Below are 17,255 nucleotides of genomic sequence, written 5' to 3' on the forward strand. Positions count from 1 at the left end.
GACCAATTTGTTTATGTTTTTAAATATAAACATATCACTTATGTATTAATCTTATTTCATTCATAAAATGAATAATTCTATAAAGAGTTTTGATGAACAACATGTTCTTCAACACTTAAAACACTATTTGCCTGCACAAAATCCATTGAAAGATTTTGTGCATCACAATACTTTACACGCTTTTCAAGACAAACATTTTTTTAAGGCTTTGCATCAAGCTTCAGAGGTTTTTGGTTATAAAACGTATTTATCAATTGAAGTTTTTAGAAAACGATTTTATAAAAACGACATAAGCCAAGCTATTTTAAACCATGTTATTGTAAAAAATAAAGGAAAGCAAAATCTTGATTTATGGTTAGATAAATTATTAAATCAGTCTTTTGATGAATCTATAAATCCAAGAATTGGTAGTTTTCGCTCTAAATGGAAGTCTCAATATTCAATTAATCTCGATAAATCAACTCATAACACTTTGTTTAGAGTGTTGTGTAGTTATTTAGATCAAGGAATTGCAATGTGGTCTTTTCCTATTCATGATAAAGGTTTTTTATCTTCAATACGTGAATTAGAACACACAAGCTTTTCTGGTTTTTTTACTTCAAAAAGGGCAAAAAAGTTGCTTGAACAGAAAGCATCAATATCAGATTTGCTTAAAATTGTTGTTGGAGATGAACGATTCTACGAAACGTATATTTTTGATCAACAATTTTCTCATCCTGGTTGGAGTGGTATGGTTGCAACTCTTGAAACGAACCCAACTTCACTTTTAGATAAAAAATCTATCTCTTTACAAGAGCTTATTATTTTCGAATTACTTCTTGAAATAGATGCTCTAGATACTAAATTTGGAGAAAATTGGGCGCCTTTAGCGAGTAGAATTTCTGAAAGTCCAAAAGACTTATTTAGGGCAGTTGATACTGATGAACATTTTGAAGTATTGTCTTTATGGCAAGAAGCTTTTGAATGGTCTTTATATGATCAGGTTTTGGCATCTGTAAAGCATTATAAGCCAACAAATGAGAAGAATATACCGAGTTTTCAAGCATTCTTTTGCATGGATGATAGAGAATGTTCTTTTAGAAGGCACATTGAACATTTAGATAGCAATGCGATGACTTTTGGAACTGCTGCTTTTTTTAATTTTGAATTTTTTTATCAACCAGTTGACGGTAAGTTTTTTACAAAACTTTGTCCAGCTCCAATGACGCCAACTTTTTTAGTAAAAGAAGAGCCTAGAAAGAAAAAACATGCTAAAGATTTACATTATAATAAACATTCACATTCCTTGTTTTTTGGTTGGATTATTTCTCAAACATTAGGGTTTTCAGCAGCTCTAAAGTTATTTGTAAATATTTTTAAACCTACAATGACACCTGCAACAAGTGCTTCTTTTAAGCATTTAAATAAAAAGTCAAAATTACACATTGAAAATAAAAATGTTTCAGATAAAGTAGATAATTTACAAGTTGGTTTCACAATAGAAGAAATGGCCAATAGAGTAGAAGGGCTGTTAAAAAGTAATGGATTAGTTAAAGACTTTGCGCCAATTGTTTATTTAGTGGGCCATGGAGCTACAAGTGTAAACAATACACATTATGCTGGTTATGATTGTGGTGCTTGTTGTGGAAGGCCAAGTTCTGTAAATGCTAAAGTAGCATGTTTTGCAATTAATCACCCTGAGGTAAGAAAAGTTTTGGCTCAGAGAGGAATTGTGATTCCAAATGAAACACAGTTTTTACCAGGTTTGCATGATACGACACGTGATGAAATTGCTTTTTATGATGAAGAGAAACTAAATGTGATTAATAAAGATTTACACCAACAAAATATTTTAATTTTTGAAGAAGCTTTGTTGCATAATGCAAAAGAGCGCTCTCGAAGATTTGATACAGTTGATACTACTAAATCACTTAAAAAGGTACATGAAAATATTAAAAGGCGTTCAGTTTCATTGTTTGAACCTCGTCCAGAATTAAACCACGCAACAAATGCTATGTGTATTGTAGGTCGAAGAAGTTTATCTAAACATATGTTTTTAGACAGGCGATCTTTTATGAATTCTTATGATTATACCGTTGACCCATCAGGAGATTATTTATCTGGAATTTTAAATGCAGTTGCACCTGTTGGTGGAGGAATTAATTTAGAATATTATTTTTCAAGAGTCGATAATCAAAAGTTAGGAGCTGGGAGTAAATTACCTCATAATGTAATGGGGCTAATTGGGGTTGCCAATGGAATTGATGGCGATTTACGACCAGGACTGCCTAGTCAAATGATTGAGGTGCATGATCCTCTTCGATTATTGGTTATTGTTGAGCATTTTCCAGAAAAAGTAAAATATGCCATTACAAAAACCCCAGCAACTTATGAATGGTTCATAAATGAATGGGTGAAGCTTGTTGTAGTTCATCCTGAGACATTAGAATTGTATCACTTTCAAAATGGCGAATTTGAAATTTATAATCCAATTCAACAAGAAATAATTTCAGTAGTAGATGAATTGAAATTAGCAGAAGTAAATATTGATAACCTTCCAATAGGAGTTTTAAATTAAGTAATTATGAATGAGATATTACAACTATTTATAGCTTTACCATTGTTTGGCTTTATTGTTAGTTTATTGTTGCCAGAAAGAAAAGAGTCTTTGATTTCTAGGGTAGCATTTGGAACAGTTTTCGTTCAATTAATTGTTCTAATAGTGTTTATTGTATTCTGGATAATAGGTGGAGGTAAGGATTTGAATTTAAATGAAATAACGCTTCTAAAAACAGATCATTATGAATTTTTCATTGATTTTTATTTTGATAATATTTCTGCGGTTTATTTATTTATTGGAGCTTTATTGACTTCGATGATTACAACTTACAGTCGTTATTATTTGCATAGAGAGAAAGGATATAAACGTTTTTTTAATACAGTTTTGTTTTTCTTTTTTGGTTATAATTTAGCCATTTTATCAGGAAATTTTGAAACGCTTTTTATAGGGTGGGAGATTATTGGAATTTCATCATTCTTATTAATTGCATTTTATAGAGAACGTTATTTGCCTGTTAAAAATGCATTTAAAGTATTTTCGATTTATAGAATTGGAGATATTGGAATGATATTAGCTATGTGGGCGAGTCATCATTTATTTCATGAAAATATTACATTCATGAAAATGAATAATTTTGAATTAGTTAATGAGCATTTACAAAATCATACATTAATAGGTACTTTTATAGCGTTGTCACTTGCGTTAGCTGCAGCTGCAAAGTCAGCCCAGATCCCATTTTCTTCATGGCTGCCTAGAGCTATGGAAGGACCTACACCTTCAAGTGCAATATTTTACGGGTCTCTTTCAGTGCATTTAGGTGTTTTCTTAATGTTGAGAACTTTTCCTTTTTGGGAGCATCAAATTTCAATGCGAATTGCAATTGGATTAATGGGGTTAACAACGAGTGTTATGGCAGCATATATGGCTAAAGTACAATCTTCTGTAAAAAGCCAAATAGCATACAGTTCTATTTCTCAGATTGGATTAATTTTTATAGAAGTTGCTCTTGGTCTAGAAACTTTAGCATTGTTTCATTTTGCAGGAAATGCTTTTTTAAGAACTTATCAACTATTGGTTTCTCCGTCTGTGGTGAGTTATATGATTCGAGAACAATTCTACAATTTTAAATCAAAGGAAAGAGGAATTCAAAATACATTTCCAAAGCGCTTAGAATATGCCTTATATATATTGAGTTTGAAAGAGTTTAAATTAGAACAATTTATGAACTTAATACTTTGGAAGCCATTAAAAACATTAGGAAAATCTTTAGATTTTTTAAATTTGAAACGCTTGATTCTTATTTTCATACCTGCTTTCTTTTTTGGAATTTTACTTTATGAATTTAAAGAATTAGTTCCATCATTAGTATTAAATATATTACCTGTATTATTTGCATTTTTTGGTTTGTTATTTGTCTTTAAAGCTTTTTCTGAGAGAAATAGTCCTTTTATTGCATGGATGTTAATTGTTTTAAATCATTTTTGGATTTCATTAGCTATAATATTTAATGAAAAAGTAGATTATTCAGAATTGATAGTTTATCTATCAGGAATAATTATCGCCGGAGTCGTAGGATATCTAGCTTTAATTAAATTAAGAAAAATGGAGTCGAATGTGAACTTAAACCAGTATTTAGGTCATGTTTATGAACATCCTAAATTTGCTTTCTTCTTTTTATTAGCTGCTTTAGGAGTTACTGGATTTCCAATCACAACTACATTTATTGGTGAAGATTTAATATTTAGTCATGTAGAAAGTGATCAAATCCTTTTAGCTTCTTTAATAGCATTAAGTTTTATAGTTTCCGGAATTGCTGGTATACGAATATATACTCGTTTATTTCTTGGTCCACATATTAAAACATACCATGAATTACCCTATAAATCTTCTTAAAAAATACATATTTACTAATAGAATATAAATAAAAACATAATGAATACACAAGTTAAAAAATATATACCTGCTGACGGATTAGCGGGATTAAAAGAGAATTTTAAAGCAGATGCAATTTCTGGTTTTATTGTTTTTTTATTGGCATTACCATTAAGTTTAGGTATTGCTAAGGCATCAGAATTTCCTCCAGTAATGGGTTTGTTAACAGCAATTATTGGGGGTATTGTTGTAAGCTTTTTTATGGGATCAAGATTAACAATAAAAGGGCCAGCTGCAGGTTTAATTGTTATTGTAGCAGGTTCGGTTGCTGAATTTGGTCAAGGTGATAATGTTCTTGGTTGGAAATTAGCTCTAGGAGCAATGGTTGTTGCTGGAATAGTTCAAATTTTATTTGGTGTTTTTAAACTAGGTAAATTAGCTGATTTCTTTCCTCTTTCTGCAATTCACGGAATGCTTGCAGCGATTGGGATAATAATTATAGCTAAGCAAATCCCTGTTTTATTAAACGATGATCCTATTTTAGGAAAAGGAAAAGGACCAATTGAATTATTGGCAAATATTCCAAATTTCATTATGAATTTAGATCCAAAAGCTTCTATCATTGGAGTTATTAGTTTAGCAATTATGTTGGGTTGGCCATACATTAAAAATAAAAACATTAAGATGATTCCTGCGCCATTAGTGGTCCTTTTATTTGCTATCCCATGCGAATTATTTATGCATTTCAAAGAAACTGAGCCTGATTATGCTTTAGTTAAAATTGGAAATTTTGTTGATTGTTTAGTGATGAATGCTAGTTTTGCAGGATTATCACAAACAGGAGTTTTTATTAAGTATGTTATAATGTTTGCTTTAGTTGGAACTTTAGAATCACTTTTAACGGTTAAGGCAATTGATTTGCTAGATCCTTTTAAACGAAAATCAGATATGAATAAAGATCTAATAGCAGTTGGAATAGGAAACACTTTTGCTGCCTTTCTAGGAGGTTTACCTATGATTTCTGAAGTTGCTCGTTCTTCATCAAATGTAAATAATGGAGCACAAACACGATGGGCAAATTTCTTTCATGGGATGTTTATTTTAGCTTTTGTTTTATTAGCTGCTCCAATTTTAGAAATGATTCCAAATGCTGCTTTAGCTGCCATGTTGATCACTGTTGGAATTAAATTAGCTCATCCAAAAGAGTTTATTCATACATTTCAGATTGGAAAAGAACAACTGGCTATTTTTTTAGTTACAATTTTCTTTACATTATTTGAGGATCTATTAGTAGGTATTGCAGCTGGGATTGTATTAAAAATGATTATTCACTTGTTTAATGGGACACCTATAAACTCAATGTTTAAAGCTCCTACTTTGGTTTCTTTTGAAGGGAATAATTATTTAGTTGAGATTGATAAAGCTGCTGTTTTTACTAATTATTTAGGCGTTAAAAGTAAATTAGAATCAATTCCTCCAGGATTTAATATAACTATTGATTTGAAAAAGACTAAACTTGTAGATCATTCTGTCATGGAAAATTTAGAACATTTTAAACATGATTATGAATCAAATGGAAATGGAGTTGTAACAATTGTTGGTTTAGAAAACCACAAACCTTTATCAGATCACCCACTTTCTTCAAGAAAGTTTAAATAATAATTATTTAATTTTATTTATTAAAATGAAAAATTTATTTAAAAATATAGCGATTATTACACTGGTCTTTTTAAGTTCACAAAAAAGTAGTGGGCAAAATGAGACTATTTTAAGAGATGATACCAATACTTGGTTCACAATATTGAATAGATTAAATATTAATTCTAAATGGAGCGTTTCAAATGAATTTCACGAGCGTCTAGGAGCGTTTATGAATGAGCAGGGAACTTTTTTATGGAGACCTTCAATTGATTATCATTTGAATAAAAATATTGAGTTTAGCTTTGGTTATTCTTATATTAATAATAAGCCAAATGACCCAAATCCTAATCCGAAAATTGGTGTAGTCGAAAATAATATTTGGGAGCAAGTTTTATTAAAGCATGAATCTAATAAAGTGAAATTCCAACACCGATTTCGACAAGAAAACAGATGGTTTGATACAGTTGGTTTAAATACAGATGATTCATATTCTAAAAATGGGACAGATTATGCGAATCGTTTCAGATATCGACTTACTGTCAATGCACCAATTAAAACATTATCAAATGGAAATGAACTTTTCTTTCAAGGTTTTGATGAAATTTGGATTTCACAAACTGATAAATTGGCGCCAAAATCTTTTTCTAGAAATTGGTTGTATTTAGGTTTAGGATATAAGTTTAGTCCAAAAACAAATATTCAATTAGGCTATATGAATCAGTGGGATGTTTTAGGAAATAATGTTTATGTTTCTACACCAATTATTCAAACTACTTTTGTAAGAAATTTTAACTTGTAATATTTGAAGTTAGTTTATAAAAAAAAATCCCGATAAGAAATTTTCATCGGGATTTTTGATTATGTAGGTTTAATGTATTACATCATTCCAGGCATTCCTCCGCCCATTGGCATAGCAGGTGTGTCTTCTTTAATGTCAATAAGTGCACATTCTGTTGTAAGAATCATTCCTGATACTGAAGCTGCATTTTCAAGTGCTACTCTTGTAACTTTTTTAGGATCGATAATACCTGCTTTTAGCATTTGAACATATTCTCCTGTTTTAGCATTATAACCAAAATCAGTTTTTCCTTCTAATACTTTAGCAATAACAACTGATCCTTCTCCTCCAGCATTCTCCACAATTGTTCTTAAAGGCGCTTCAACAGCTTTGTTTACAATTTGAATACCAGTAGCTTCGTCAGCATTTTCAGCCTTTAATTTAGCTAAAACAGCTTTTGCTCTAACTAAAGCAACACCACCACCAGCAACAATTCCTTCTTCAACAGCAGCTCTAGTTGCATGTAAAGCATCATCAACTCTGTCTTTTTTCTCTTTCATTTCTACTTCAGAAGCGGCACCAACATATAGTACAGCAACTCCGCCTGCTAATTTAGCTAAACGCTCTTGTAATTTTTCTTTATCATAATCAGAAGTTGTAGTTTCAACTTGAGCTTTGATTTGGTTTACTCTTGCCTTAATGTTATCAGGAGATCCAGCTCCATTCACAATAGTTGTGTTATCTTTGTCAATTGTAACATTTTCTGCTGTACCTAGCATTTCTAATGTAGCATTTTCTAGTGAATACCCACTTTCTTCTGCGATAACAGTTCCTCCTGTTAAAATTGCGATATCTTCTAACATTGCTTTTCTTCTGTCTCCAAAACCAGGAGCTTTTACAGCAGCAATTTTTAATCCACCTCTTAATTTGTTAACCACTAAAGTTGCAAGTGCTTGACCGTCTACATCTTCTGCAATAATTAATAAAGGTTTTCCAGATTGAGCAACTGGCTCAAGTATAGGTAATAACTCTTGTAAGTTTGATATTTTTTTATCGAATAATAAAATATACGGGTTGTTTAATTCAGCCACCATTTTATCTGCATCAGTTACAAAGTATGGAGATAAATAACCTCTATCAAATTGCATTCCTTCTACAACATCAACATAAGTATCTGTTCCTTTAGCTTCTTCAACAGTAATTACACCTTCTTTACCTACTTTACTAAAAGCGCTAGCAATTAACTCACCAATAACTTCATCATTGTTTGCTGATATAGATGCAATTTGTTTTATTTTATCTGTAGAGCTACCCACTGTTTGTGATTGCTTTCCAAGGTCTTCAACAATAGCTTCAACAGCTTTGTCGATACCTCTTTTTAAATCCATAGGGTTAGCGCCGGCAGCAACATTTTTTAAACCTTCTTTTACAATTGCTTGTGCAAGAACTGTAGCTGTTGTTGTTCCATCTCCAGCTAAATCATTCGTTTTAGAAGCAACTTCTTTCACCATTTGAGCGCCCATGTTTTCTAATGGATCAGCTAATTCAATTTCTTTTGCTACAGAAACACCATCTTTTGTAACTGATGGTCCGCCAAATGATTTGCTAATAATTACGTTTCTTCCTTTAGGACCTAAAGTAACTTTTACAGCATTTGCTAAGGCATCAACACCTCTTTTTAGTCCGTCTCTTGCGTCTATATCAAATTTTATATCTTTTGCCATTTTAATTGTGTTTTAAACTTTAAACAATAAGCTTTAAGTTGGTTTTTTATTATGTGTTTTTTAACCTAAAATTGCGTAAATTTCTTCTTCTTTCATTATAAGATAATCTATACCTTCATATTTCAATTCTGTACCAGAATATTTTCCATACAATACTGTGTCTCCAACTTTAACAGTCATTGTGTGATCTTTTTTACCGTTTCCAACTGCAACAACAGTTCCTTTTTGAGGTTTCTCTTTTGCAGTGTCAGGAATAATTAATCCTGAAGCAGTTGTAGTTTCAGCAGCCATTGGTGCTATAACTACGCGATCTGAAAGTGGTTTAATGTTTAGTGACATAATTTATTATATTTTTTAATTTAATTTTAATGGTTAAAGTTGGTCAGAAATTATGCCAAAGCACTTTTCTGACAATTTTTCTTGTAAAAAAAATGCCAGCACTGACATGCTGGCATTTTTAAAATATTGTTATAGCCTATTTTGCTTCTTCTTCAGTTGAAGTTGGAGTTTCAGCAGCTTGTTGAGTAGCTTCAGGTGTAGGAGCGATAGTTGTAGTAGGGGCTACTGCATCGTCATTTCCTAATATTTTTGAACCACTTGTGTTTCCATTATTAAAAGCAAGTGTAGATAATAATATTAATGCAATTAAAATACCACCTAGTGTCCAAGTACTTTTGTCTAAAAAGTCTGTAGTTTTTTGAACTCCACCCATTTGTTGTGAACCTCCAAAAGAAGAAGATAATCCACCACCTTTAGGGTTTTGAACCATAATTGCTAATATTAATAAAAAGCAAACTAATGCTATTGCGATTAAAAAACCTGTGAATCCCATAATTAATTATTTTGTTGTAAATCTTTTATTTTTTTTATTCGGTCTGCAAAGAAACTACTTTTTTCTGGATATTTCAAAATTAAAATCTCATAAGCTTGTATTGCTTTGTTGAATTTTTTTTGTTCTAAATACACTTTGGCCAACGTTTCGGTCATTAAGTGTGTTGGTTCATCGTTATTTATGTTAATGTTAGAAGGAGTTTTGACGCTTTCTTTTACAGGAGAAATTTTTGGATTTAACTCTATAAATCGGTCAATAATTTCTATCTTTTTTTGTTTTTCTTCTTTAAATTCTTCGATTTCAGAAGATTCTTCTCTTTCAATTGGTGCTATTTTAGTTAATTGAAGCCATTCCTGAAACGAATGCTTTTCTGTGTCTTCAAAAGCTAAAGGTTTGCCAATTTCTAATTCATTTTCTTCTGTCTTTTCAGTATCTAGATTTCTTCTTTCTTCAATTATTTCGCTTTGAACAACACTTATATTGTTGATGTTTTCTATTTGTTCGTCAATTAAGTTATTTTGAATTGTCGTAAACTCATTTGAAGTTATAAACTCAAAAAGTATTGTTCTGTCAGTTGTATTTGCTGCTGTTTTTTTTAACTCATAGTTATATCTAAAACTATCTTGATTTAATAGTCCTTTTAAATGTAATACTCTTGCAGCTTGAAAATAAGGAAACTCATGAAGAACTGCTTCCAATGCAATGGTTTGCTTTTCATTTAAGGCATAGGGTTTATTAAGGATATATGTAATGTCGTTAGTGTTCAAATTATTGTTTTTTAAATTACCATTTTGCTAATGATTCATTAAATATGTCCTGAGTGATTCTTTCAAAAATTTCATCAAGAGCAGCTGATAATCTACTTCCTGTCATTTGTTCATTTGCATCATAATCATGGAAAAAAGAAAAACGTCTTTCAAAATTATCTTCTTCCTTGTTTTTATTTGAAAAGCGAACATTAATAGCAATTGTTAGCCTATTTTGAGCAGCTGTTTGATTTGAAGTTGCTGACATCGGAGTGATTCTATATTCAACAATTTCACCTTCATATAATAAATCGCCGCCTTGATTAGTAAGATTTAAACTCGTTTGATTTTGTAAAATTTCTTGCAATCTTATGGTAAATGTTCGTTCAATTCCCGGTTCAACTAAATCTGCATTGTTTTGAAAGTAATTTACTTGAAATGTATCTGCATCAATTTGTCCTGTACCAGTAAAATTATAAACGCCACAACCGTTTAGAGTTAAGGTTATTCCAATTAGTAAAATGTAAATTCCTTTTTTCATGATATTTATAAATCGTATTGTTTGATCTTTCTATATAGTGTTCTTTCAGAAATTCCTAATTCATCTGCTGCCACTTTTCTTTTTCCATTATTGCGTTCTAATGATTTTTTGATAAGCTCAATCTCTTTTGCTTCAAGACTTAATGTTTCTTCTTCTTCGACGGTTTCTGCAAAAAGATAATTTGAATCATCTTCTTCATTGTCTAAAAATTCTTCTTGAATAATTTCATTTGAAGTTGCTGGAAGTAATTCGCTCTTTTTCTCTTTTTCAAAGATAGAACTATCTTCATTTTTATCGTAAATTCTTTTAATTAAATTTTTATGGTCTTCTTGAACTTTAGAGTTGCCACTTTGCATTAGTTCTAGAGTTAATTTTTTCAAGTCATTTAAATCACTCTTCATGTCAAAGAGAACTTTATAAAGTATTTCACGTTCATTGCTAAAATCGTTCTCAGATTTTTTTGTATTAACCAGTGAAGGTAAATTGCTTCCTTGTTGTGGTAAGTAACCTTTTAGTGTTTGTATAGAAGTTTCTCTATTGGTTTCTAATACAGAAATTTGTTCTGCAATATTTCTTAATTGTCTAATGTTTCCTCCCCATCTGTAATTTACCAGATATTGAACGGCTTCATTTGATAGTTTTATTGGAGGCATTTTATATTTGTGGGCAAAATCAGCAGCAAATTTTCTAAATAATAAATGAATGTCTTCCTTTCTTTCTCTTAAAGGCGGTAATAAGATTTCAACTGTGCTTAAACGATAATATAAATCTTCTCTAAATTTCCCTTTTTCTATGGCTTCAAACATATTAACGTTTGTAGCTGCTACTATTCTTACATTTGTTTTTTGGACTTTTGATGAACCAACTTTAATGAACTCACCATTTTCTAATACACGCAGTAATCGAACTTGAGTAGTTAGCGGTAATTCACCAACTTCATCTAAAAAAATTGTTCCTCCATCGGCTACTTCAAAATAACCATCACGTGCATTTGTTGCTCCTGTAAAAGAACCCTTTTCATGTCCGAAAAGTTCACTATCAATTGTTCCTTCTGGAATCGCACCACAATTTACTGCTATATATTTTGCGTGTTTACGGTGAGAAAGCGAATGTATGATTTTTGGCATACTCTCTTTTCCAACACCACTTTCCCCGGTAACTAACACGGAAATATCAGTTGGAGCAACTTGAATTGCTTTTTCTATGGCGCGATTTAGTTTTGGATCATTTCCAATAATCTCAAATCGCTGTTTTATGGCTTGTATTGATTCCATAATTATTGCATTTCAGAATATCCGACCGCTTCACCTATTAATGTAGCAGTAGTACAATCGTTTATTTTTACTAAAACAAAATCACCGGGTTTGTAGTTTTCTTTTGGGAAAACAGCTACAGTATTTTCCGAATTTCTTCCTGACCAATGTTTGTTTGATTTTTTGGATTCTTTCTCAATTAATATTTCAACTGTTTTTCCTAAAAATCGTTGTGTTCTTTCTAAAGATAATTCTTGTTGTAAATCTACCACTTCTTGAAGTCTACGTTTTTTTACTACTTCAGGGACATCGTCTACTAGTTTTCTTGCGGCAAGTGTTCCAGGTCTTTCAGAATAAGCAAACATATAACCAAAGTCATAATTTACATATTTCATTAGTGATAAAGTATCTTGATGGTCTTCTTCAGTCTCAGTAGGGAAGCCTGTTATCAAATCCTGTGAAATAGAACATCCTGGGATTATTTGTTTGATTTTGTCAACCAAAGCCATATATTCTTCTCGTGTATGTTGGCGATTCATTTCTTTTAAAATTCTTGTGCTACCACTTTGAACGGGAAGATGAATATAGTTACATACATTATTATGTTTTGCAATTACATGTAAAACTTCTTCATGCATGTCTTGTGGGTTAGAGGTTGAGAAACGGAAACGCATTTTAGGAAATGCTTTTGCGCACATATCTAATAACTGCGCAAAATCTACAGAAGTTGCTTTTTGCATTTCTGAGGCTTTGTCGAAATCTTTTTTAAGTCCGCCTCCATACCATAAGTAACTGTCTACGTTTTGGCCTAATAAACAAACTTCTTTAAAACCTCTATTCCATAAATCAGAAATTTCATCTAAAATACTTTGTGGTTCTCTGCTTCGTTCTCGTCCTCTTGTAAAAGGGACTACGCAAAAAGTACACATATTGTCACATCCTCGAGTAATAGATACAAACGCATTAATTCCGTTACTGTTTAAACGAACGGGAGAAATGTCTCCGTAAGTTTCTTCCTTTGAAAGGATTACGTTTATTGCGTCCCTTCCTTCTTCTACTTCATTTAATAAATTTGGGATGTCTTTGTAAGCATCCGGACCTACAACTAGATCTACTATTTTTTCTTCCTCTAAGAATTTTTCTTTTAAACGCTCTGCCATACAACCAAGAACCCCAACTTTCATGCTTGGATTAATATCTCGTTTTACGGCGTTATATTTCTGAAGTCTTTTTCTTATAGTTTGTTCTGCCTTGTCTCTAATAGAGCAAGTGTTTACCAAAACTAAATCTGCTTCTTCTAAATTTTGAGTAGTATTGTAACCTTGGTTGTTAAGTATTGATGCTACAATTTCACTGTCAGAGAAATTCATAGCACAACCGTAACTTTCTATAAAAAGCTTTTTAGTATTTTCTTTTTTTTCTTCCAAAACAAGTTTAGTGCCTTGTTTGTTCTCGTCAATTATCTTTTCCATAAAAGTTGTTTCTCTTTTTGCAATTGCAAAGATAATACTAAAAAGTAAAATATGACAACTTGACAGATTTTTCGTGATGTATTTTGACTTGAAAAAGTAAAATCTTAACGTAATTTTTTTTCTAAAAACTTAAAATTTAAAAAAAACCCATACTTTTGCGCCAAACAAACTTTATAATGGCGAAGAATTTAGTAATAGTTGAGTCACCTGCAAAGGCAAAAACAATAGAGAAATTTTTAGGTAAAGATTTTCAAGTTGAATCTAGTTATGGACATATTGCAGACTTGCCTTCTAAAGAGATAGGAGTGGATGTAGAAAATGGGTTTAAGCCTAAATATGAAGTTTCTTCTGATAAAAAGGCTTTAGTAAAAAAACTAAAAGACTTATCAAAGAAAGCCGATATGGTTTGGTTGGCTTCCGATGAAGACCGTGAAGGAGAGGCTATTTCTTGGCATTTAGCTGAAGAACTTAAATTAGATAAAGACAAAACTAAGCGAATTGTTTTTCATGAAATTACTAAATCGGCAATACAGAAAGCAATTGAAAATCCAAGAGGAATTGATTATAACCTAGTAAATGCTCAACAAGCTCGTAGAGTTCTAGATAGATTAGTAGGTTATGAGTTGTCACCAGTATTGTGGAAAAAAGTAAAAGGCGGTTTGTCTGCAGGAAGAGTTCAGTCTGTTTCTGTTCGATTAATTGTAGAACGTGAAAGAGAAATACAAGAGTTTAATCCTCAAGGAACCTACTCTATCACGGCTGAATTTACCAATGAAGCGGGAAAATCATTTAAAGCGAAACTTCCTAAAAATTTTAATACAAAGAAAGAAGCAGAAGATTTTTTGCAAAAAAATATAGGTTCTATTTATAAGGTAGCGGATTTAGAAAAGAAACCAACAAAAAAATCCCCTGCTGCACCTTTTACAACTTCAACTTTGCAACAAGAAGCTGCTCGTAAATTATATTTGCCAGTTGGAATCACCATGCAAATTGCTCAACGTTTATATGAAGCCGGTTTGATTACTTATATGAGAACGGATAGTGTTAATCTATCGAATGAAGCAATGGCTTCTGCAGAGGCAGAAATTATTCGTTCATATGGTAAAGAATACAGCAAGCCAAGAAATTATACTTCGAAAAGCAAAGGTGCTCAAGAAGCCCATGAAGCAATTCGTCCCACAGATATGTCTTTGCATACTGTTAATATAGATAGAGATCAAGCACGATTATATGATTTAATTTGGAAGAGAACTTTGGCTTCTCAAATGAGTGAGGCGCAATTAGAGCGTACAAATGTTAAAATTGAAGCTAATAATCACAAAGAAATTTTTGCTGCAAGTGGAGAGGTGATCAAATTTGAAGGGTTCTTAAAAGTATATCTTGAAGGGCATGATGATGATGAAGAAGAACAAGAAGGGATGCTTCCTGCAATGAAAATAAATGAAAAATTAACAAATACTTTTATTCAGGCAACCGAACGTTTTTCAAGACCACCAGCTCGATATACTGAGGCTGCTTTGGTTAAAAAATTAGAAGAATTAGGGATTGGTCGTCCATCAACTTATGCGCCAACTATTTCGACGATTATTAATCGTAATTATGTTGAAAAAGGAAGCTCTGAAGGTTTAGAAAGAAAGTATACACAAATATCTTTATTAGCTTCAACTATAAAATCACAGGTTTTAACTGAAAATGTAGGATCTGATAAAGGTAAATTAGTGCCTACTGATATTGGTACAATTGTAAATGATTTTTTAGTTAAAAATTTCTCAACAATTTTAGATTATAACTTTACTGCAAAAGTAGAGCAAGATTTTGATGAAATTGCAGAAGGAAATATTGATTGGGCAAACATGATGAATGAGTTTTATTCTAAATTTCATCCAAATGTTGTTGATGTAGAGGAAAATGCTGATAGAGAAAGCGGAGAGCGAATTTTAGGTACTGATCCAAAATCAGGTAAGCCAATTTCTGTGCGTTTGGGTAAATTTGGTCCAATGGCGCAAATTGGTGACGCAGAGGATGAAGAGAAACAATTTGCAAGTTTAATGTCTGATCAAAATATAGGTACAATTAGTTTAGAAGAAGCTTTAAATTTGTTTTTATTGCCAAAAAATCTAGGTTCATATAAAGATGAAGAAGTAGAGGTAAATAATGGGCGTTTTGGACCTTATGTACGATTTGGAAAAATTTTCATTTCTTTGCCTAAAGGAGAAGATCCTTTAGATGTTACATTTGATAGAGCAATAGAGCTAATTGCAGAAAAAGAAGCAGCTGATGCTCCAATTGCAACTTTTCAAGAATTACCGGTTCAAAAAGGAGTTGGTAGATTCGGACCGTTTTTAAAGTGGAATGGAATTTTCATTAATGTAAATAAAAAGTACAATTTCGATAATTTATCTCAAAAAGATATTGTTGAGCTTATTGAAGATAAAATTCAAAAAGAGATAGATAAGGTAATTCACGATTGGAAAGAGGAAGGTATTAAAGTTGAAAAAGCACGTTGGGGAAGATCTGTTATCTTAAAAGGCAAAGTAAAAATTGAATTAAGTAAAGATGTAGATGCAAAAGCTTTAACTTTAGATGAAGTTAAGGAAATGATTGAGAAGAAAGCTCCTGCAAAAAAAACATCAGCTAAGAAGAAAGCCCCAGCTAAGAAAAAAGCAACTACAAAAAAGTAATATATGGTTTTTGATTTTCTACAACCATTATCAAAATCATTTACTGAATATTTAGACAGTTTGTCTGTTCAATGTTTAGGTAAAAAAATCACTTTCCATACAAAGTCTGATTTTCCTAATTTAGAGACAATTTCTGTAGCTATAATAGGTGTAAATGAGTTTAGGGGCAGTAATAAAGAAAATTCTAGTGATTCTTTGGAGGGTTTTAGAAAAGTATTGTATCGATTATTTCCAGGGAATTGGAATGTTTCAATTGCAGATTTAGGTAATATTGAAGCAGGAGAGTCTTTGAATGATACTTATTTTTTAGTTCAAACAATTTGTGAGGATCTATTAAGAAAAAAAATAGTTCCTATTGTAATAGGAGGGAGTCAGGATTTGTCTTATCCATTATATAGGTCTTTCGATGGATTAGATCAAATGGTGAATTTTGTTTCTGTTGATAATAAATTTGATATATCAAAAGAAAATAGTAACTTGGCAGACTCATTCTTGACAAATATAATCGTTGAAGAGCCAAATAATCTGTTTAACTACAGCAATATTGGTTTTCAAACTTATTTTAATTCTCAAGAAGAGATAGATTTAATGGATAAACTTTATTTTGAGGCTTATCGCCTTGGTGAAGTTTCGAATAACTTAACGGTTGCAGAACCTGTCCTAAGAGATGCTGATATTGTAAGTGTTGATATGACATCAGTACAGTCTTCTTTTTCAGGTAATTTTCAAGAATTTAACCCAAATGGGTTTACAGGAAAAGAAATTTGTGCATTGTCAAGGTATGCTGGAATAAGTGATAAAGTTTCTGTATTTGGTGTTTTTAATTTTAATGATACACTTGTAGAGTATAATCTAGTCGCTCAAGTTGTATGGTATTTTTTTGAAGGCTATAGTTTTAGATCAAATGAGTATCCTTTTGGGAGTAAAGAGAATTATTTAAAGTATACGGTTATAATTGATGATGATGAGTTGGTGTTTTATAAAAGTGATAAAACAAGTAGATGGTGGATTGAAATACCAATTTTGACAAATGTTAATAATAAATTAAAAAGAAATACGTTATTACCATGTTCGTATAATGATTATTTAGCTTCATGTGAGGGAGAAATGCCTGAAAGATGGTGGAAAGCCCAAAGAAGAAACATAGTTTAATGCGTTTGTGTTAAAAAATAAAGT

13 protein-coding genes are annotated in these 17,255 nt (G+C 31.4%); 6 read left to right on the forward strand and 7 right to left on the reverse strand.

Annotated features, from left to right (window positions below; genetic code table 11):
- Window positions 1–67: 67 nt before the first annotated feature.
- From ACQ65T_RS05850 to ACQ65T_RS05865, 4 genes are read left to right on the forward strand one after another with little or no spacing between them, the layout of a single operon-like run.
- Window positions 68–2,557: a YbcC family protein gene (locus ACQ65T_RS05850; RefSeq protein WP_430400156.1), complete on the forward strand. Its 2,490-nt coding sequence runs from the start codon at window positions 68–70 to the stop codon at window positions 2,555–2,557.
- Window positions 2,558–2,563: 6 nt separating this feature from the next.
- A complete protein-coding gene (locus ACQ65T_RS05855) occupies window positions 2,564–4,432 on the forward strand; it encodes a proton-conducting transporter membrane subunit (protein WP_430400157.1) in 1,869 nt (622 codons plus the stop codon).
- Window positions 4,433–4,471: 39 nt separating this feature from the next.
- The gene (locus ACQ65T_RS05860) at window positions 4,472–6,070 is read left to right on the forward strand and encodes a SulP family inorganic anion transporter (RefSeq protein WP_430400158.1); all 1,599 of its coding nucleotides are present in this window, start codon (window positions 4,472–4,474) and stop codon (window positions 6,068–6,070) included.
- Between the two features lie 25 nt (window positions 6,071–6,095).
- Window positions 6,096–6,851, forward strand: a complete 756-nt coding sequence (locus ACQ65T_RS05865; protein WP_430400159.1) for a DUF2490 domain-containing protein — start codon at window positions 6,096–6,098, stop codon at window positions 6,849–6,851.
- Between the two features lie 77 nt (window positions 6,852–6,928).
- On the opposite strand, the gene groL is transcribed toward ACQ65T_RS05865, so the two are convergent.
- From groL to miaB, 7 genes are all read right to left on the reverse strand, one after another.
- Window positions 6,929–8,554, reverse strand: a complete 1,626-nt coding sequence (gene groL, locus ACQ65T_RS05870; RefSeq protein WP_430400160.1) for a chaperonin GroEL — start codon at window positions 8,552–8,554, stop codon at window positions 6,929–6,931.
- A gap of 60 nt (window positions 8,555–8,614) precedes the next feature.
- Window positions 8,615–8,893 carry a co-chaperone GroES gene (locus tag ACQ65T_RS05875; RefSeq protein WP_430400161.1) on the reverse strand — a complete coding sequence of 93 codons (279 nt, stop codon included), beginning with the start codon at window positions 8,891–8,893 and terminating at the stop codon, window positions 8,615–8,617.
- Between the two features lie 136 nt (window positions 8,894–9,029).
- On the reverse strand, window positions 9,030–9,389 hold the full coding sequence (gene secG / locus ACQ65T_RS05880; RefSeq protein ID WP_430401336.1) for a preprotein translocase subunit SecG: 360 nt from the start codon (window positions 9,387–9,389) through the stop codon (window positions 9,030–9,032).
- Window positions 9,389–10,153: a tetratricopeptide repeat protein gene (locus ACQ65T_RS05885; protein ID WP_430400162.1), complete on the reverse strand. Its 765-nt coding sequence runs from the start codon at window positions 10,151–10,153 to the stop codon at window positions 9,389–9,391. Before ACQ65T_RS05885 ends, secG begins: the two co-directional genes overlap by 1 nt.
- Window positions 10,154–10,169: 16 nt before the next feature.
- Window positions 10,170–10,673, reverse strand: coding sequence for an LptE family protein (locus tag ACQ65T_RS05890; protein WP_430400163.1), 504 nt, complete (start codon window positions 10,671–10,673; stop codon window positions 10,170–10,172).
- Window positions 10,674–10,678: 5 nt separating this feature from the next.
- Complete coding sequence (locus ACQ65T_RS05895) at window positions 10,679–11,947, reverse strand: sigma 54-interacting transcriptional regulator (RefSeq protein ID WP_430400164.1); 1,269 nt, start codon at window positions 11,945–11,947, stop codon at window positions 10,679–10,681.
- 2 nt (window positions 11,948–11,949) lie between these two features.
- Window positions 11,950–13,398 (reverse strand): tRNA (N6-isopentenyl adenosine(37)-C2)-methylthiotransferase MiaB, encoded by a 1,449-nt coding sequence (gene miaB, locus ACQ65T_RS05900; protein WP_430400165.1) that lies wholly within the window; start codon window positions 13,396–13,398, stop codon window positions 11,950–11,952.
- A 176-nt stretch (window positions 13,399–13,574) separates the two neighbouring features.
- Here miaB and topA point away from each other — a divergent pair, with 176 nt between their 5' ends.
- Both topA and ACQ65T_RS05910 read left to right on the forward strand, forming a co-directional pair.
- Entirely contained in the window at window positions 13,575–16,079 is a 2,505-nt protein-coding gene (gene topA, locus ACQ65T_RS05905; RefSeq protein ID WP_430400166.1) for a type I DNA topoisomerase, read from the forward strand.
- A gap of 3 nt (window positions 16,080–16,082) precedes the next feature.
- Window positions 16,083–17,231 (forward strand): formimidoylglutamase, encoded by a 1,149-nt coding sequence (locus ACQ65T_RS05910; protein ID WP_430400167.1) that lies wholly within the window; start codon window positions 16,083–16,085, stop codon window positions 17,229–17,231.
- Window positions 17,232–17,255 lie beyond the last annotated feature (24 nt).

The organism is Flavobacterium sp., from assembly GCF_965284515.1.
Classification (GTDB): domain Bacteria; phylum Bacteroidota; class Bacteroidia; order Flavobacteriales; family Flavobacteriaceae; genus Flavobacterium.